The 15,475-nt window shown below is 67.8% G+C and carries 15 protein-coding genes; 14 read left to right on the plus strand and 1 reads right to left on the minus strand.

The window, feature by feature from the left end:
- Nucleotides 1-88: 88 nt before the first annotated feature.
- From AC6LKG_RS10075 to AC6LKG_RS10140, 14 genes are all read left to right on the plus strand, one after another.
- Nucleotides 89-991: a helix-turn-helix transcriptional regulator gene (locus tag AC6LKG_RS10075; protein WP_498164185.1), complete on the plus strand. Its 903-nt coding sequence runs from the start codon at nt 89-91 to the stop codon at nt 989-991.
- Between the two features lie 41 nt (nt 992-1,032).
- Nucleotides 1,033-1,242, plus strand: coding sequence for a hypothetical protein (locus tag AC6LKG_RS10080; protein WP_498164186.1), 210 nt, complete (start codon nt 1,033-1,035; stop codon nt 1,240-1,242).
- Entirely contained in the window at nt 1,236-3,470 is a 2,235-nt protein-coding gene (locus AC6LKG_RS10085) for a TonB-dependent siderophore receptor (RefSeq protein WP_498164187.1), read from the plus strand. Before AC6LKG_RS10080 ends, AC6LKG_RS10085 begins: the two co-directional genes overlap by 7 nt.
- A 50-nt stretch (nt 3,471-3,520) precedes the next feature.
- Complete coding sequence (locus AC6LKG_RS10090) at nt 3,521-4,069, plus strand: hypothetical protein (protein WP_498164188.1); 549 nt, start codon at nt 3,521-3,523, stop codon at nt 4,067-4,069.
- A 358-nt stretch (nt 4,070-4,427) separates the two neighbouring features.
- Nucleotides 4,428-5,624, plus strand: a complete 1,197-nt coding sequence (gene urtA, locus AC6LKG_RS10095; RefSeq protein WP_498164189.1) for an urea ABC transporter substrate-binding protein — start codon at nt 4,428-4,430, stop codon at nt 5,622-5,624.
- A 64-nt stretch (nt 5,625-5,688) separates the two neighbouring features.
- A complete protein-coding gene (gene urtB, locus AC6LKG_RS10100; protein WP_498164190.1) occupies nt 5,689-6,591 on the plus strand; it encodes an urea ABC transporter permease subunit UrtB in 903 nt (300 codons plus the stop codon).
- Between the two features lie 4 nt (nt 6,592-6,595).
- Nucleotides 6,596-7,642, plus strand: coding sequence for an urea ABC transporter permease subunit UrtC (urtC, locus tag AC6LKG_RS10105; protein ID WP_498164191.1), 1,047 nt, complete (start codon nt 6,596-6,598; stop codon nt 7,640-7,642).
- A 32-nt stretch (nt 7,643-7,674) separates the two neighbouring features.
- The gene (urtD, locus tag AC6LKG_RS10110) at nt 7,675-8,436 is read left to right on the plus strand and encodes an urea ABC transporter ATP-binding protein UrtD (RefSeq protein ID WP_498164214.1); all 762 of its coding nucleotides are present in this window, start codon (nt 7,675-7,677) and stop codon (nt 8,434-8,436) included.
- 13 nt (nt 8,437-8,449) lie between these two features.
- A complete protein-coding gene (urtE, locus tag AC6LKG_RS10115; protein WP_498164192.1) occupies nt 8,450-9,139 on the plus strand; it encodes an urea ABC transporter ATP-binding subunit UrtE in 690 nt (229 codons plus the stop codon).
- A 25-nt stretch (nt 9,140-9,164) separates the two neighbouring features.
- Complete coding sequence (locus tag AC6LKG_RS10120; protein ID WP_054434868.1) at nt 9,165-10,202, plus strand: aliphatic amidase; 1,038 nt, start codon at nt 9,165-9,167, stop codon at nt 10,200-10,202.
- 61 nt (nt 10,203-10,263) lie between these two features.
- Entirely contained in the window at nt 10,264-11,070 is an 807-nt protein-coding gene (locus AC6LKG_RS10125) for a CbbQ/NirQ/NorQ/GpvN family protein (RefSeq protein ID WP_498164193.1), read from the plus strand.
- 2 nt (nt 11,071-11,072) lie between these two features.
- Nucleotides 11,073-12,776, plus strand: a complete 1,704-nt coding sequence (locus tag AC6LKG_RS10130) for a nitric oxide reductase activation protein NorD (protein WP_498164194.1) — start codon at nt 11,073-11,075, stop codon at nt 12,774-12,776.
- 91 nt (nt 12,777-12,867) lie between these two features.
- Nucleotides 12,868-14,022 (plus strand): transporter substrate-binding domain-containing protein, encoded by a 1,155-nt coding sequence (locus tag AC6LKG_RS10135; RefSeq protein ID WP_498164195.1) that lies wholly within the window; start codon nt 12,868-12,870, stop codon nt 14,020-14,022.
- A gap of 29 nt (nt 14,023-14,051) precedes the next feature.
- On the plus strand, nt 14,052-14,651 hold the full coding sequence (locus AC6LKG_RS10140) for an ANTAR domain-containing response regulator (RefSeq protein ID WP_498164215.1): 600 nt from the start codon (nt 14,052-14,054) through the stop codon (nt 14,649-14,651).
- Nucleotides 14,652-14,654: 3 nt separating this feature from the next.
- Here the strand turns inward: AC6LKG_RS10140 and AC6LKG_RS10145 are convergent, their stop codons facing one another.
- A complete protein-coding gene (locus AC6LKG_RS10145; RefSeq protein WP_498164196.1) occupies nt 14,655-15,416 on the minus strand; it encodes a maleate cis-trans isomerase family protein in 762 nt (253 codons plus the stop codon).
- Nucleotides 15,417-15,475 lie beyond the last annotated feature (59 nt).

A 15,475-nucleotide genomic window follows, 5' to 3' on the forward strand; every position in this document is an offset into this window, starting at 1 on the left:
GGATATGTGTCCGGTTTGAGTTCCGGCAGTGCTAAGGTAATAATAATTATTCTCAAATAAGCCTGTCCGGACCGCCCGGATCGTTCCCATGTTCCATTCCCGCGCCGGCCGCGCCACGGCCGCCGCCGACTATCATCGCGTCGACGCGTCCTTCGACCTCGCCAACGGCCGTGGCCTGCGCGCCGGCGTGTTCCGCCGCGGCCGCACCGAATGGCGCGAAGAAGCGCTGTACCCCGGCCTCAAGGTCATCCTGCTGGATGGGCGCGTCAGCAGCCGGGTCGAGGACCGCCCGCCGCTGGCTCTGCGCGGCCCGGTGCTGTGCCTGGCCTGGGCGCCGATGCCGGCCCAGGCGCGCGGCGCCGATGCGTTCGAGGCCGGCGTCGACCAGCAGTTCACGCTGGCCACGTTGCCGGCAGCACAACTGCGCGACGAACTGGGCATCGATCCCGATTTCCTGCGCGGCCTGGACCCCGCCGCGGGCGCCGACGGCCCGGTCGTCTGGCACGGGGCGGCGGGCCGCGAGGCGCGGCGCATCGCGGCCCAGGTGAGGGTCTGCCGCTACGAGGGCGCGGCGCGCGCGCTGTATCTGGCGGCCAAGAGCCTGGAGCTGGCGGCGGTGGCGCTGGCCCAGGCCGGGCAGGCGTTGCCAGCCTGCCGCGCGGCGTCGCCGGTGGCCGCGGCCCGCGAACTGGACGCGGCGCACGAGGCGCATCGCCGCCTTGCCGCCGACTTGCGCGAGGCGCCGTCGACGGCGGCGCTGGCGCGCGAACTCGGGCTCAACGCGCGTCAGCTGGACCTGGCGTTCAAGCGCGCCTTCGGCGTCAGCATGGCGCGCCATCTGCAGGAAACGCGCCTGACGCGCGGGCGCGAATTGATCCTGAACGGCGGCCTGAGCGTTTCCGAAGCGGCCTGGCACGTGGGCTACGCGCCCGCGCATTTCTCGGTGGCCTTCCGACGCCGTTTTGGCGCTGCGCCTAGCAGCCTGCGCTGAGCCCGCGCTGGCTCCGTCAGACCGGGCGGACGCGGGCGTCAATGCGCCAGCAGGAACCCGAGCACCGCCTCGCGGAATTCCGCCGGACGTTCGGTGTTGGACAGGTGTACCGCCTCCAGCAGCCGCCATTGCGCGCCGGCCATCCGTCAGGCGGTGTCGCTGGTGAAAAAACGAAAGACTTAATCCGGAATTCGAAAGCCTTTTGCATTGCCCGCCGCGGCACCGTTGAAGATGATTATCAATCTTGTTGAACGGGCTGGAAGCGGAGGCAATGGTGGGTATCGAGACAGGTGGAACGCGCGGCGCATGGCTGCGGCGCGGCGCCATGATGATGGGCCTGGCGGCAGGTGCGCACGCTGGCGCGCAAACGGCTGAACCGGGCGGCACGGCCACGCTGGCACCGGTGACAGTGCGGGGCGAGCAGGTCGGCGTCACTGAAGGCAGCGCGTCCTACACCGCGCCCAGCGTCACCATCGGCGGCAAGCTGCCGCTGTCGCTGCGCGAGATCCCGCAGTCGGTGTCGGTCATCACGCGCCAGCGCATCGAGGATCAGAACCTGGCGTCGCTGGAGGATGCCATGGCGCAGGCCCCGGGCATCACCATCGACCTGATGGGCACCGCCGCGATTCCGCGGTTCTATTCGCGCGGTTTCCAGATCGAGTACTTCCAGTACGACGGCGTGCCGATGCAGACCGGCGGCGCATCGTGGGCGCAGCCCGACCTGTTCATGTTCGACCATGTCGAGCTGTTGCGGGGCGTGGCCGGCCTGTTCAACGGCGCGGGCCAGCCGGGCGGCGTCATCAACCTGGTGCGCAAGCGTCCCGCGCGAGCGGTGCAATTCAGCGGTTCGGCCAGCGCCGGGTCATGGAACAACTACCGCGGCGAACTCGATCTGTCGACGCCGCTGAACGCGTCGGGCTCGGTGCGTGGCCGTCTCGCCACCGCGCAGGAAGACCGCAAGTATTTCTACGACGTGGCCAATTCGCAAAAGCAGGCCTACTACGGCATCGTCGAGGCCGACCTGGGCGAGCGCACGCTGCTGACCGTGGGCGGCAGCTACCAGAAGCGCGACTGGCTGCCCTACATGATGCAGATGCCGCGCTACAAGGACGGCGGTGATCTCGGGTTGACGCGCGGCACCTATCTGGGCGTCGACTGGAACCGCTGGGACTTCGAGAACACGCAGGTGTTTGCCGAGCTGGCGCACCAGTTTTCGTCGGATTGGACCATCAAGCTCAACGTCAACCAGGCCGAGGAAGCCAGCAAGCTCAAGTACGCCTACGTGCGCGGAGCCGTCGACCGTAATACCGGCCTGGGGCCGCGCCTTTATGCCGGTGGCAACCAATACCGCAATGAACAACTGGGCGTGGACCTGATGGTGACTGGCGCCTTCGAGGCGCTGGGACGCCGCCACGAACTGGTGTTCGGCGGCAACTGGTACGACCGCAGCGCGCGCGCCTACAACGCCCGTTCGCTGCAGGGCTTCGCGGCGCAGCCGGTGGACGTCTTTCACTATGACGTGCACGATCATCCGGAACCGGCCGATCCGCAATGGGGCAGCAAGAGCGACGTCAAGACGCGCCAGTCGGGCATCTACGCGATGGCGCGCCTGAAAGTTGCCGATCCACTGACGCTGGTGCTGGGGGCGCGCATGAGCTGGTGGCGCACGCAGAGCACTAATCTGATCAGCGGCCGCGGCGACCCGGCCATCAGCGAGCATGGCCGCATGACGCCGTATGCCGGTCTGCTCTACGACATCGACAGCCACTGGACTGCCTACGCCAGCTACGCCGACATCTTCCGCGTGCAGAGCGACCTGCGTTCGGCCAGCGGCGGATCGCTACCGCCGGTGGTCGGCTCCAACTACGAGGCGGGCCTGAAAAGCGAATGGCTGGACGGCAAGCTGAACGCCTCGTTCGCGCTGTTCCGCATCACCGAGCGCAACCGCGCGCAGCGCGACCCGAACTACCCCGAGGTCGGCGATTGCTGCTACGAGGCCAGCGGCCAGGTGCGCAGCCAGGGGGTCGAAACCGAGGTGTCGGGCCGGCTCGCGCCGGGCTGGGAAGTGGCGGGCGGCTACACCTTCAACACCACCCGCTACCTGAAGGACAACACCAACGGCGGCGCTGCCTTCCGCACCTTCACGCCCCGCCACATCTTCCAGCTGTGGACCACCTATCAGTTGCCGGGCCAATGGAACCGTTGGAGCGTGGGCGGCGGCGTCAACGTCAAGAGCGGCATCTACACCGAAAGCGCGGCGCAGGGGCCGGTCAGTGGCAGTTCCGTGCGCGTGTCGCAGGGCGGCTACGCCGTCTGGAATGCGCGGGTCGGCTATCGCTTCAACGAGCACGTCTCGCTGGGGTTGAACGTCAACAACCTGTTCGACAAGGTCTATTACCAGCGCCTGGGCAACGCCGACATGGGCAACGCCTATGGCGAGCCGCGCAGCGTCATGTTGAGCGTGCGCGTCAAGTACTGATGAACGCTTCGCCTGCACGTATCGAGTGCAGGCATCACGAGGAGAATTCCATGCACGCATTCCTGCCGCAAACCCTGCGCGCCGCCGTCTTGGGCGCGGCGCTGTACGCGGGCGCCGCGGCGCAGTCCGCCGCGCCGGCCGCGCCCACCGCCACGGCATCGGCGCAAGCCGCGCCCGCCTGGGCCGCCGGCGAGTACCGCTGGACCCTGGACGACCGCAATGGCGAACCGCCCTACACCTTGCGGCTGTATGTGCAGCCGTTGCCGTCGGGCGATTACGCGCTGACCGGCAGCCTGCTGCTGGACGATGCCGAACTCGGCGCCCACGGCTCGGCGCGGCTGCGCGACGGCAAGCTGGTGCTGGACCTGATCGCCAGCGGCGGCGTGCTGCAGGCGCCGATGGACGAGGGCAAGCGCCCTCTCTATCCCAAGGGCAAGGCGCCCGCGCGGGTGGACTCGGCCGGCTTCGCGACGATGCGCGCGTTGCTCGATCCGCAATCGCTCGAGGGCGTGGTGCAGCGCTACCAGACCAACGTCGTCACCGGCCACCACGTGCAGGGGCCGATGTACGCCAACAGCGTGATCCGCCGTATGCCCTAGTCCGGCCGCGAGGCCGCGTCCGGTAAGGGAAAATACGCATGGCACGAGGCCGTGCGCTTCTTCAGAATGCCTTCCAGACGCAAGATCGTCTTCCAATTTTCGCCGACTGCCAGTGTTGCCAGTCAGGCGTAGGGCAAAAGGGCCCGAGCCGGAATTTCCGGCTCGGGCCTTTTCGTTTTCCGTTTGCATATCGTCTTCTTTCGAATGGCGCAACGACGCGCCGTGGGCGGAGCTTTGCCCGAAGGAACGTGCATGACGGTCGGACGGTTGTCGTCGTGATGTGGCTGCCTCTGGTGACCGCCCAATCCCGGGCGGCCAGGCCGCAGGCTTGCCTTCGGAAACGCACAGGAGCGTATCGATGAGCGCATACAACCGCCGCCGCTTTTTGCAGCACAGTGGTTCCATGGTCCTGCTGGGCGCCACGTCGGGGATGGCCGCATTGCCCCGCGCTGCGTTCGCGCAGGACGCCACCGTGAAACTTGGCCTGCTGCATTCGCTGTCGGGCACCATCGCCATCGCCGAGGCGTCGCTGGTGGACGCCGAGAAACTGGCCATCGAGGAAATCAACGCCGCGGGCGGCGTGATGGGTCGCAAGATCGATCCGGTGGTCGAAGATGGCGCCAGCGAGAACGCCGTGTTCGCCGAGAAGGCGCGCAAGCTGCTGGACCGCGACAAGGTCGCGGCCATCGTCGGCTGCTACACCTCGGCCTCGCGCAAGGCGCTGCTGCCGGTGCTGGCGCGCAGCAAGGGCCTGCTGTACTACCCCACCTACTACGAAGGGCAGGAGCAGGATGCGCGCGTGTTCTACCCGTCGCAGGAGGCCACGCAGTCGGTGATCGCGGCGGTCGAGTGGATGGCGCGCGAGAAGGGCAAGACCTTCTTCCTGGTGGGCTCGGACTACATCTATCCACGCACCTGCAACAAGATCGCCAAGCCGGCCATCGCGCACATGGGCGCCAAGGTGGTGGGCGAGGAATACGCGCCGCTCGGACACACCGAGTTCTCGTCCATCATCAACAAGATCAAGGCCGCCAAGCCGGAGTGCATCTACAGCACGGTGGTGGGCGGCTCCAACGTGGCCTTCTACAAGCAGTTGCGCGCGGCGGGACTGGATGGCACGCGCGTGGTGCTGCTGTCCACCGTGGTGTCCGAGAACGAGATCGAGGGCATCGGCAAGGACAACGCGGCTGGCTACTACGCCTGCATGGGCTATTTCCAGAGCCTGAAGAATCCGGCCAACGAGAAATTCGTCAAGGCCTTCAAGGCCAAATACGGGCAGGACCGCGTCATCGGCGACCCGATGGAGGTGGCCTACAACAGCGTCTACCTGTGGAAGCTGGGCGTGGAGAAGGCCGGTTCGTTCGATCCCGACAAGGTCATCGCGGCCTCGGCCGGCCTGACGCTGGAAGCGCCCGAGGGCACGGTGCGGGTGCACGAGAAGAACCACCACGTCTGGAAGAAGGTGCGGGTGGGCCGCGCGCGGCCCGACGGCCAGTTCGACGTGGTGTGGGAATCGGCCGACCTGATCGAACCCAATCCCTTCCCGAAGTTGTAAGCCGGGCCCGCAGGACGCCGGCGGCAGCGCCGCCGGCGGTGGCAACGCGACATGGAACGCGATCATGAACATCGACATCGCCGCAATGCAGCTTTTCAACGGGATCAGCCTGTTCAGCATTCTGCTGCTGATGGCGATCGGCCTGGCCGTGGTGTTCGGCCTGATGGGCGTCATCAACATGGCGCACGGCGAACTGATGGCCATGGGCGCCTACACCACCTACCTGGTGTCGGTGGCGTTCCAGCACTGGGCGCCGGGGTGGATGGACATCTATCTGTTCGTGGCGATTCCGCTGGCGTTCCTGGTGACCTCGTCATTCGGCTACCTGCTGGAACGCGGCTTTATCCGCTGGTTCTACAACCGGCCGCTGGATACGCTGCTGGCGACCTGGGGCCTGAGCCTGATCCTGCAGCAGACCTACCGCTCGATCTTCGGCGCGCAGGAGGTCAGCGTGCCGCTGGCGTCGTGGCTGAGCGGGGCGTGGGAGCCGACGCCCGACCTGCAGTTTCCGCTGAACCGCATCTTCATCCTGGGCCTGACGCTGCTGGTGGCGATCGGCGTCTACCTGCTGCTGTACCGCAGCGCCTGGGGCCTGCGGGTGCGCGCGGTGACGCAGAACCGCGCCATGGCGGGGGCTGTCGGTATCAACACGCGGCGGGTCGACGCGCTGACGTTCGCGCTGGGCTCGGGCCTGGCCGGCATCGCCGGCTGCGTCTTCACCATGATCGGCTCGACCAACCCCGGCACGGGTCAGCTCTACATCGTCGATTCCTTCATCGTGGTGGTGTTCGGCGGCGTGCAGAGCCTGCTGGGCACGGCGTTCTCGGGGTTGGCGATCGCGCAGTCGCAGACCACGCTGGAATACCTGATGAGCGGCTCGATGGCCAAGGTCACCATCCTGGTGCTGGTGATCGTGGTGCTGTACTTCCGCCCCAATGGGCTGTTCGCCACCAAGACGCGAGGATGACGCGATGAAGGCATTGCACCGCAGGACCGAAGAGATCGCGCTGGCGCTGGTGGCGCTGCTGATCCTGGCCGTGTTGCCGCTGACGCTGGATCCGTTCCGGCTCAACCTGGTCGGCAAGTACATGGCGTTCGCCTTCGTCGCCATCGGCATCGTGCTGACCTGGGGCTACAGCGGCGTGCTGAGCCTGGGGCAGGGCATCTTCTTCGGCCTGGGCGGCTACATGATGGCCATGTTCCTGAAGCTGGAAGCGTCCGCGCCCGACCTGCCCGATTTCATGGTGTGGAGCAGCGTCGACAGCCTGCCGGTGTGGTGGCTGCCGTTCCATTCGCTGGGATGGACGCTGCTGCTGATCGTGGCCTTGCCCGGGCTGGCGGCGTACCTGTTCTCGCTGGCGATCTTCCGCAAGCGGGTCAGCGGCGTGTACTTCGCCATCGTGACGCTGGCGCTGGCCATGACGCTGACGGTGCTGATCATCGGCCAGCAGGGCGACACCGGCGGCGCCAACGGCATCACCGATTTCCGCACGCTGCTGGGCTGGGACATCGTCGGCGACGACGGCAAGCTGGTGCTGTACCTGATCGAGGCGGCCGCCCTGACGCTGGCCATGCTGGCGGCGCTGGCGATCGTGCGCAGCCGGCTGGGCAAGATCCTCATCGCCATCCGCGACCGCGAGGACCGCGTGCGCTTCTCCGGTTACGACACGGCGCATGTGAAGGCCTGCGTGTTCTGCGTGGCGGCGGTGCTGTCGTCCATCGGCGGCGCGTTCTTCACCTTGCAGGTAGGGCTGATCTCGCCCGGGGCCATCGGCGTGGTGGCGTCGATCGAGATGGTGATCTATGCCGCGGTCGGCGGCCGGCTGTCGATCCCGGGCGCGGTGGTCGGCGCGCTGCTGATTGGCTTTCTCAAATCCTATCTTTCCGAGACCTTCCCCGAGATCTGGCTGTACTTCCTGGGCGCGATCTTCATCGTGGTGGTGGTCGCCATGCCCAACGGCCTGGCTGGCGTGATCAGCCAACTACAGGCGCGCCGCGCCGCTGGAGGTGCGCAATGAGCGGCGCCCTGGATCTGACGGAATCCCCCGCCATGGACACGCGCATCGACCACCCCAGCGCCGGCGCCATCCTGAGCGTCGAGGACCTGACCGTGTCGTTCGACGGCTTTCGCGCCGTCGACGGCCTGAGCCTGAGCGTGGCGCAGGACGAGCTGCGCGTCATCATCGGCCCCAACGGCGCCGGCAAGACCACCCTGCTGGACATCATCTGCGGCAAGACCCGGCCATCCGCCGGCCGGGTCATGTTCGAGGGCCGCGACCTGGTGCGAATGGCCGAGTTCGACATCGTGCGCGCCGGTGTCGGCCGCAAGTTCCAGACGCCGTCGGTGTACGAAGACCTGACCGTGCTGGAGAACTTCGAGATCTCGCTGCCGAACGCGCATGGCGTGCTCCGTTCATTGCGGTTTCGCCGCACCGGCGAGGTGCGCGCCCGCATCGAGGCGATGGCGGCGCAGGTGTTCCTGGCCGACCGGCTGCTGGAAAAGGCCGGTCGCCTGAGCCACGGCCAGAAGCAGTGGCTGGAGATCGGCATGCTGCTGATGCAGGCGCCGCGCCTGCTGCTGCTGGACGAGCCGGTGGCCGGCATGAGCCCGCGCGAACGCGAACAGACCGCCGAACTGCTGGCGCGCATCGCGCGCGGCAAGTCGGTGGTGGTGATCGAGCATGACATGGACTTCGTCAAGCGCATCGCCCACAAGGTCACGGTGCTGCACCAGGGCCGCCTGCTGAGCGAGGGCAGCGTGGCCGAGGTGCAGGCCGATCCGCGCGTGCTCGACGTATACCTTGGCCATTGACAGGGAGACCTCCGTGTTCTGCATCGACAAGTTGAATGTGAGCTACGGCGAATCGCATGTCATCCGCGACGTGAGCTTCGAGGTCGCGCCGGGTGAATCGGTAGCCATCATGGGCCGCAACGGCATGGGCAAGACCACCTTGCTCAAGGCGCTGATCGGCATGCTGCGTTCCGGTTCCGGCAGCATCCGGCTCGATGACGCCGAGCTGTCCGGGCTGGAGAGCTACCAGCGGGTGCGCAGCGGCCTGGCCTTCGTGCCGCAGGGGCGCATGATCTTTCCGTTCCTGACGGTCGAGCAGAACATCATGGCCGGCGCCGAGCGCAGCGGGCTGAAGGCGGTGCCGGACTACCTGTACCGCTTCTTTCCGGTGCTGCAGGAGATGCGCCGGCGCAAGGGCGGCAACCTGTCGGGCGGGCAACAGCAGCAGCTGGCGATCGCCCGCGCGCTGATCTCCAATCCGCGGGTGCTGATCCTGGACGAACCGACCGAGGGCATCCAGCCTTCCATCATCAAGGACATCGCGCGGGCGCTGAACGCGCTGCGCGAGGAGCGCGGCTTCGCCATCGTCGTCTCCGAACAGATGCTGGGCTTCGCGCTCGACCTGGCCGACCGCTTCCTGGTCATCGACCGGGGCCGCATCGTGCACGAGGCCGGCCGGGCCGGCGTGGACCAGGACAAGATCAGGTCTTTCCTGACGGTATGACCGTCAACCAACGAGGAGCATTGTCATGAGACACGGAGATATCTCCAGCAGCAACGATTGCGTGGGCGTGGCCGTCGTGAACTACAAGATGCCGCGCCTGCACACCAAGGCCGAGGTGATGGACAACGCCCGCAAGATCGCCGACATGGTGGTGGGCATGAAGCGCGGCCTGCCCGGCATGGACCTGGTCATCTTCCCCGAGTACTCGACCCACGGCATCATGTACGACGCCAAGGAGATGTACGACACCGCCTCGGCCATTCCGGGCGAGGAGACCGCCGTGTTCGCCGACGCCTGCCGCCGCGCCAACGTCTGGGGCGTGTTCTCGCTGACCGGCGAGCGCCACGAGGAGCATCCCAACAAAGCGCCCTACAACACGCTGATCCTGATGAACAACCAGGGCGAGATCGTGCAGAAGTACCGCAAGATCATGCCGTGGGTGCCGATCGAGGGCTGGTACCCGGGCGACTGCACCTACGTGTCGGAGGGCCCCAAGGGCCTGAAGATCAGCCTCATCATCTGCGACGACGGCAACTATCCCGAGATCTGGCGCGACTGCGCCATGCGCGGCGCCGAGCTGATCGTGCGCTGCCAGGGCTACATGTACCCGGCCAAGGACCAGCAGGTGATGGTGTCCAAGGCCATGGCGTGGATGAACAACGTCTACGTGGCGGTGGCCAACGCCGCCGGCTTCGACGGGGTGTACTCGTACTTCGGCCACTCCGCCATCATCGGCTTCGACGGCCGTACGCTGGGCGAATGCGGCGAGGAGGAAATGGGCATCCAGTACGCCGAGCTGTCCACCAGCCTGATCCGCGATGCGCGCAAGAACATGCAGTCGCAGAACCACCTGTTCAAGCTGGTGCACCGCGGCTACACCGGCAAGATCAATTCCGGCGAGGAGGCCACCGGCGTGGCCGCCTGCCCCTACAACTTCTACGCCAACTGGATCAACGACCCGGAGGGCACGCGCAAGCAGGTCGAGTCGTTCACGCGCTCGACCGTGGGCACGCCGGAATGCCCGATCGACGGCATTCCAAACGAGGCGCCGCAACACCGCTAGTTTCCTTTCGTTCGCCAGGTCCGGCCGCGCGCCGGCCGGACCGCTGCACAGGACCCGTACCGTGACCGCTCCGCTCGACTCCTACCGGATTGCGCAAGAACCGTACTACCGTCCCAGCGGCCGCGAGGCCGAGCTGTACGCGCATGCCTATGCGCACCGGCTGCCGCTGATCCTGAAAGGCCCCACTGGCTGTGGCAAGACGCGCTTCGTGGAATACATGGCCTGGAAGCTCGGCCGGCCCCTGGTGACGCTGGCCTGCAACGAGGACATGACGGCCTCCGACCTGGTCGGCCGCTACCTGCTGGACGCCGACGGCACCGCCTGGCACGACGGCCCGCTGACGCTGGCGGTGCGCCACGGTGGCATCTGCTACCTGGATGAAGTGGTCGAGGCGCGCCAGGACACCACGGTGGTGATCCATCCGCTGACCGACGCGCGCCGCATCCTGCCGCTGGACAAGAAGGGCGAGGTGGTCCACGCCCATCCCGACTTCCAGTTGGTGGTGTCGTACAACCCCGGCTACCAGAGCAGCGCCAAGGACCTCAAGCCGTCGACGCGGCAGCGCTTCGTCGCGCTGGATTTCGACTATCCCGACGCCGGGCACGAAGCGGCGATCGTGGCGCACGAGGCCGGCATCGACGCCGGCCTGGCGCGCCGGCTGGTGCGCATCGCGCACAGTTCGCGCGAGCTCAAGCACCATGGCCTGGACGAGGGCGTGTCGACCCGCATGCTGATCTACGCCGGCGTGCTGATCCGCGACGGCGTCAGTCCGGCAGAGAGCTGCGACATGACCATGACCCGCGCCCTGACCGACGATCCCGACATGGCGGCGGCGTTGCGGGCGCTGATCGACGCCAACCTGGAATGACGATGCGCGGCCTGCATTCGTCGGGGCAAGGGGAGGGCGCGGCGGTCGCGCGCGTGCGTTCGGCCGCGCGCGATCCCGCCGAGCCGGACCTGTCGTGGCTGCTGTGCGGCCTGGCCGGGCGCGCCATGGCGGTCGAGTCGCTGGATCCGGAGGCGGCCGGCGCGCCGCCGCGGCCGGTGCTGACGGCCACGCATCTGTTGCTGCCGGCGGGCGCCACGGCGCGCGTCGATGCGCCGGACGCGGCCGCGCTGCGCCGCGCCGCCGTGGCCCACGCAGCCGCGCACCTGCTGTATTCCCCGGCCGCCCAACCCGTGGCCAGCCTCAAGCCGATGGGCCTGGCGGTGGTGTCCGCCGTCGAGGACGCGCGCGTGGAGCGCGTGCTGGCGGCCCTGTACCCCGGCGTGCGTCGCTGGTTCCGACCGTTCATCCCGCTGCCGCCCGATCCTACCGATCTGAGCTTCACCGCGCTGGTGCGGCGCCTGTGCCGCCTGTTGATGGATCCCGCGCTGCGCGACGACAACCATTGGGTCAACAAGGCGCGCGACCTGTTCGAGGCGCAGGCCGCGGCCGACCTGGCCGACATCGCCGCCTTCCGCCGGCTGGCCTCGCTGCTGGCCAACGACCTGGGCCAGATGCGGGTGCGCTTCAACCCGCTGCAGTACGTGGTGCCGGTGGCCTACCGCGACGACAGCAGCTACCTGTGGGACTACGGCGACGCCGCCGAGCCGCCGCCCGCGCTGGCCCTGGGCAGTCAGGGCGCGCCGCCGCAAGCGCGCGAGGCGGCGCCGGGCGAGACCCAGGCCGAATCCGATGAGGACGTGGAACTGGGCCGCTACGGCTATCCGGAATGGGACTACCGGCTGGCGCGTGTCCGGCCGGACTGGTGCACCGTGGTCGAACGCCTGCCCGGCTGGCGCGCCGACGCCGCGCCGTTGGCGGGATTGCGCCAGCCGCGGCTGGCGCTGCCGCGGGCGCGCCGCCTGGACCGGGCGCGGCGCCTGCGGCGGCAATGGGAGGGCGATGACATCGACCTGAACGCCGCCATAGAAGTCATGATCGACCTGCGCCTGGACCTGGCGCCGGACGCGCGTTTCTTCCAGCGGCCGGGCAGCCAACCCGGCGTCTGCAGCACGCTGGTGCTGCTGGACCTGTCGGCCTCGGCCAACGACCCGGCGCCGCAGGACGGCGCCACCGTGCTCGACCTGGAAAAGCGCGCGGCCGCGCTGTTGGTGGGCGCGGTGGCCGAGAGCGGCGACCGCCTCGCGGTGCACGGTTTCTGTTCGGATACGCGCGCGGCCGTTCACTACTACCGCCTGCTGGATGCCGGCGCGTCGCCCACGGACGCGGCCCTGGGCCGCATCGCGGCGGCCCGGGCCCGCTATTCCACGCGCCTGGGCGCGGCGCTGCGCCATGCCGGCGAGCTGGCGCTGAGCGCGCCCGGCGAACGCCGCGCCCTGATCGTCGTCACCGACGGCGCGCCATCCGACATCGACGTGCACGATGCGCGCTACCTGGTGGAAGACGCGCGCGAAGCGGTGCTGGCGCTGCGTCGCCGTGGCCTGCGGGTGCAGTGCGTGGCGCTGGACGCCAAAGCCGAGCCGCAGTTGCGTGCGATGTTTGGATTCCGCGGCTACCGCATTGTGCTGAACGCCGCCGCGCTACCGGCCGCGCTAGCCCATGGCTATAGTCGTGCCACGCTCGGTTGACCCCCAGGAATCCACGTGTTGACGCCACGCGCGCCTATGCTGAAACTGACCACCTCGACCGATTGACCTCTGTGCGGCGGTTCCTCCGACCATGGCAAACAAAGATCCTATCCGCGTGGGCGTGTTGTTCTCTGAAACGGGGGCCACATCGACCATAGGCCGTTCCCAGTTGCAGGGCACGCTCCTGGCGATCGACGAGATCAACGAGGCCGGGGGCGTCGACGGTCGCGAGATCGTGCCGGTGCGCTACGACCCGCGTTCCGACCCGGCCACCTACAGCGTGCTGGCCGAGAGGCTGATCACCCAGGACCGCGTCAACGTCATCTTCGGCTGCTACATGTCCAGCAGCCGCAAGGCGGTGCTGCCGGTGGTCGAGAAATGGAACCGGCTGCTGTTCTACCCGACGCTGTACGAAGGCTTCGAATTCTCCAACAACATCATCTACACCGGCGCCGCGCCCAACCAGAACAGCGTGCAACTGGCGGAATTCATGACCGCCAACTTCGGCGCCCGCGTCTACCTGATCGGCTCGGACTACATATATCCCTACGAGTCCAACCGCATCATGCGCGAGCTGGTGCTGCAACGCCAGGACAGCGCCAAGCTGGGCGAACGCTACGTGCCGCTGACCGCGACCGAGCGCGACTACCGCGAGATCCTCGACGACATCCGCAACAAGCGCCCCGACTTCATCTTCTCGACCGTGGTGGGCAACTCCACCGCCTGCCTGTATCGCGCCTACGCCGACGCCGGCTTCGATCCCAAGACCTTGCCGATCGCCAGCCTGACCACATCCGAGGCCGAGATCTCGCAGATGGAGCCAGAGGTGGCGGCGGGGCATTTCACATCGGCGCCGTATTTCCAGTCGATCGATTCCGAGGTCAACCGCCGCTGCCTGGAACGGCTGCGGCGGCGCTTCGGGCCCGATTGCGTGCCCAACCTGTGCTGGGAGGCCGCCTACTTCCAGATGCACATCTTCGCCAATGCGTACCGCGAAACCGGCACCGACGAGATCGCGCAGATCCTGCCGCGCGTGCTGCAAAGCGAGTTCCAGGCGCCGCAGGGCCGGGTGCGCATCGATCCTGCCAACCACCATACCTGCCTGTACCCCAGGGTGGGGCGGGTCAACGCCAAGGGGCAGTTCACCATCGTGCGCGAGGCCACCCGGGCGGTGCATCCCGACCCGTATCTGGTCACCCATTCGCTGGGTGACTGGACGGCTACCCTGAGCTCGCTGGAGCTCTGACGGTGGAGACCGCAAGCCGCCTGCGCGTGATGCGCGCGACGCCCTCGTTGCTGAAAGACCTGCGCACCCTGCGCATCGCCGTCTACCACCCGGACGATGCCGATGGCAGGCAGCTGACGCAGCAGCTGCAGCGCATTGGCTGCCAGGTGCAGACCTTCTGGCCGCCGGCGCCGACCCTGCCGGAAGGGCTGGACGTGGTGTTCCTGGCGGTGCGGCCGGACGTCATCGACCTGGGCTTCGAATGGGCCAAGAGCGACGAGGCGCCCATGGTCATCGCCATCGTTACCTACGAGAACCCGACCATCGTCGAGGCGGTGCTGCGCATCGGCGCCAAGGCGGTGCTGCCGTCGCCGGTGCGTTCGTTCGGCCTCTTGTCCACTCTGGTGGTGGCGCGGCAGGTCGACGACGACATCCGCTCGCACGCGCGCCGGCTGCGCAAGCTTGAAGGCAAGCTGCTGGGCGCGCGCCGCATCGCCGAAGCCAAGAGCATCCTGATGCGAACGCGCAATGTGACCGAAGGGCAGGCCTACGACCTGATCCGCGAACAGGCCATGAACAAGCGCGTCACGACCGAGGAAATCGCCGGCGCCATCGTCAACGCCAACGAGATCCTGTCGCTCGGCAAATAGCGTTCAGTACTTGCCGGTCAGCAGTTCGCCGGCGTCGGGCACGCGCGTCTCCAGGTCCAGCACCTTGAGCATGCGATAGACCGTGGCCGCGGCGGCCGTCACCACCGGCAGACCGAGGCGGTCCTGCACCGGCTGGATCGACGCCAGCGACGGCATCTGCACGCAGGCCGACAGCACCACCGCGTCGACGCCGCGCGTGTCCAGGCGCGCGACATGGCTGGCGGGCGCCATCGGGTCCTGCGCGCCCACCTTCAGGTTGTCGGCGATCTCCAGCGACAGGCTGTCGCGCACTTCGATGCCTTCGTGCTCGATGTAGTCCACCACCAGCTTGGTCAGCGGCTTCATGTAGGGCGTCAGGATCGCGACCTTGCGCGCGCCGATGGCGTGCAGGCCCTCGACCAGCGCGCCGGCGCTGGAGACGATGGGCGCGGGCGCGCCGTTGTCCACGGTGGCCTGGTGCAGCCGTTCCTGCGAGGCGCGGTGGTAGCCCAGGCCCTGCGCCATGATGGCCACCAGGCAGGCGTAGCCCAGCACGTCGACGCGCGCGTCCGACAGTTCCTGCGCGCAGCGGTCGGACTCGCGGTCCATCGAGGCCAGTTCGGCCGCCGTCACCTGCTTCATGCGCATGCGGCTGGAGTGGAAGGTGAAGCGCTCGGGCGCGATGGTCTCGCGCCGACGCAGCATGGCGGGGATCTCGGTTTCCATGGTGGTGTTGGAACTGGGAACGATCTGGCCGATGCGCAGGACGCGGGGCGACTGGGTCATGGCGGGTCTCCGGTAAGCGTTGTCGACGCCCGGGAGGGCGCGGAAAACCGATTCTGCTC

It is taken from the genome of Achromobacter sp. 46006 (assembly GCF_059761975.1).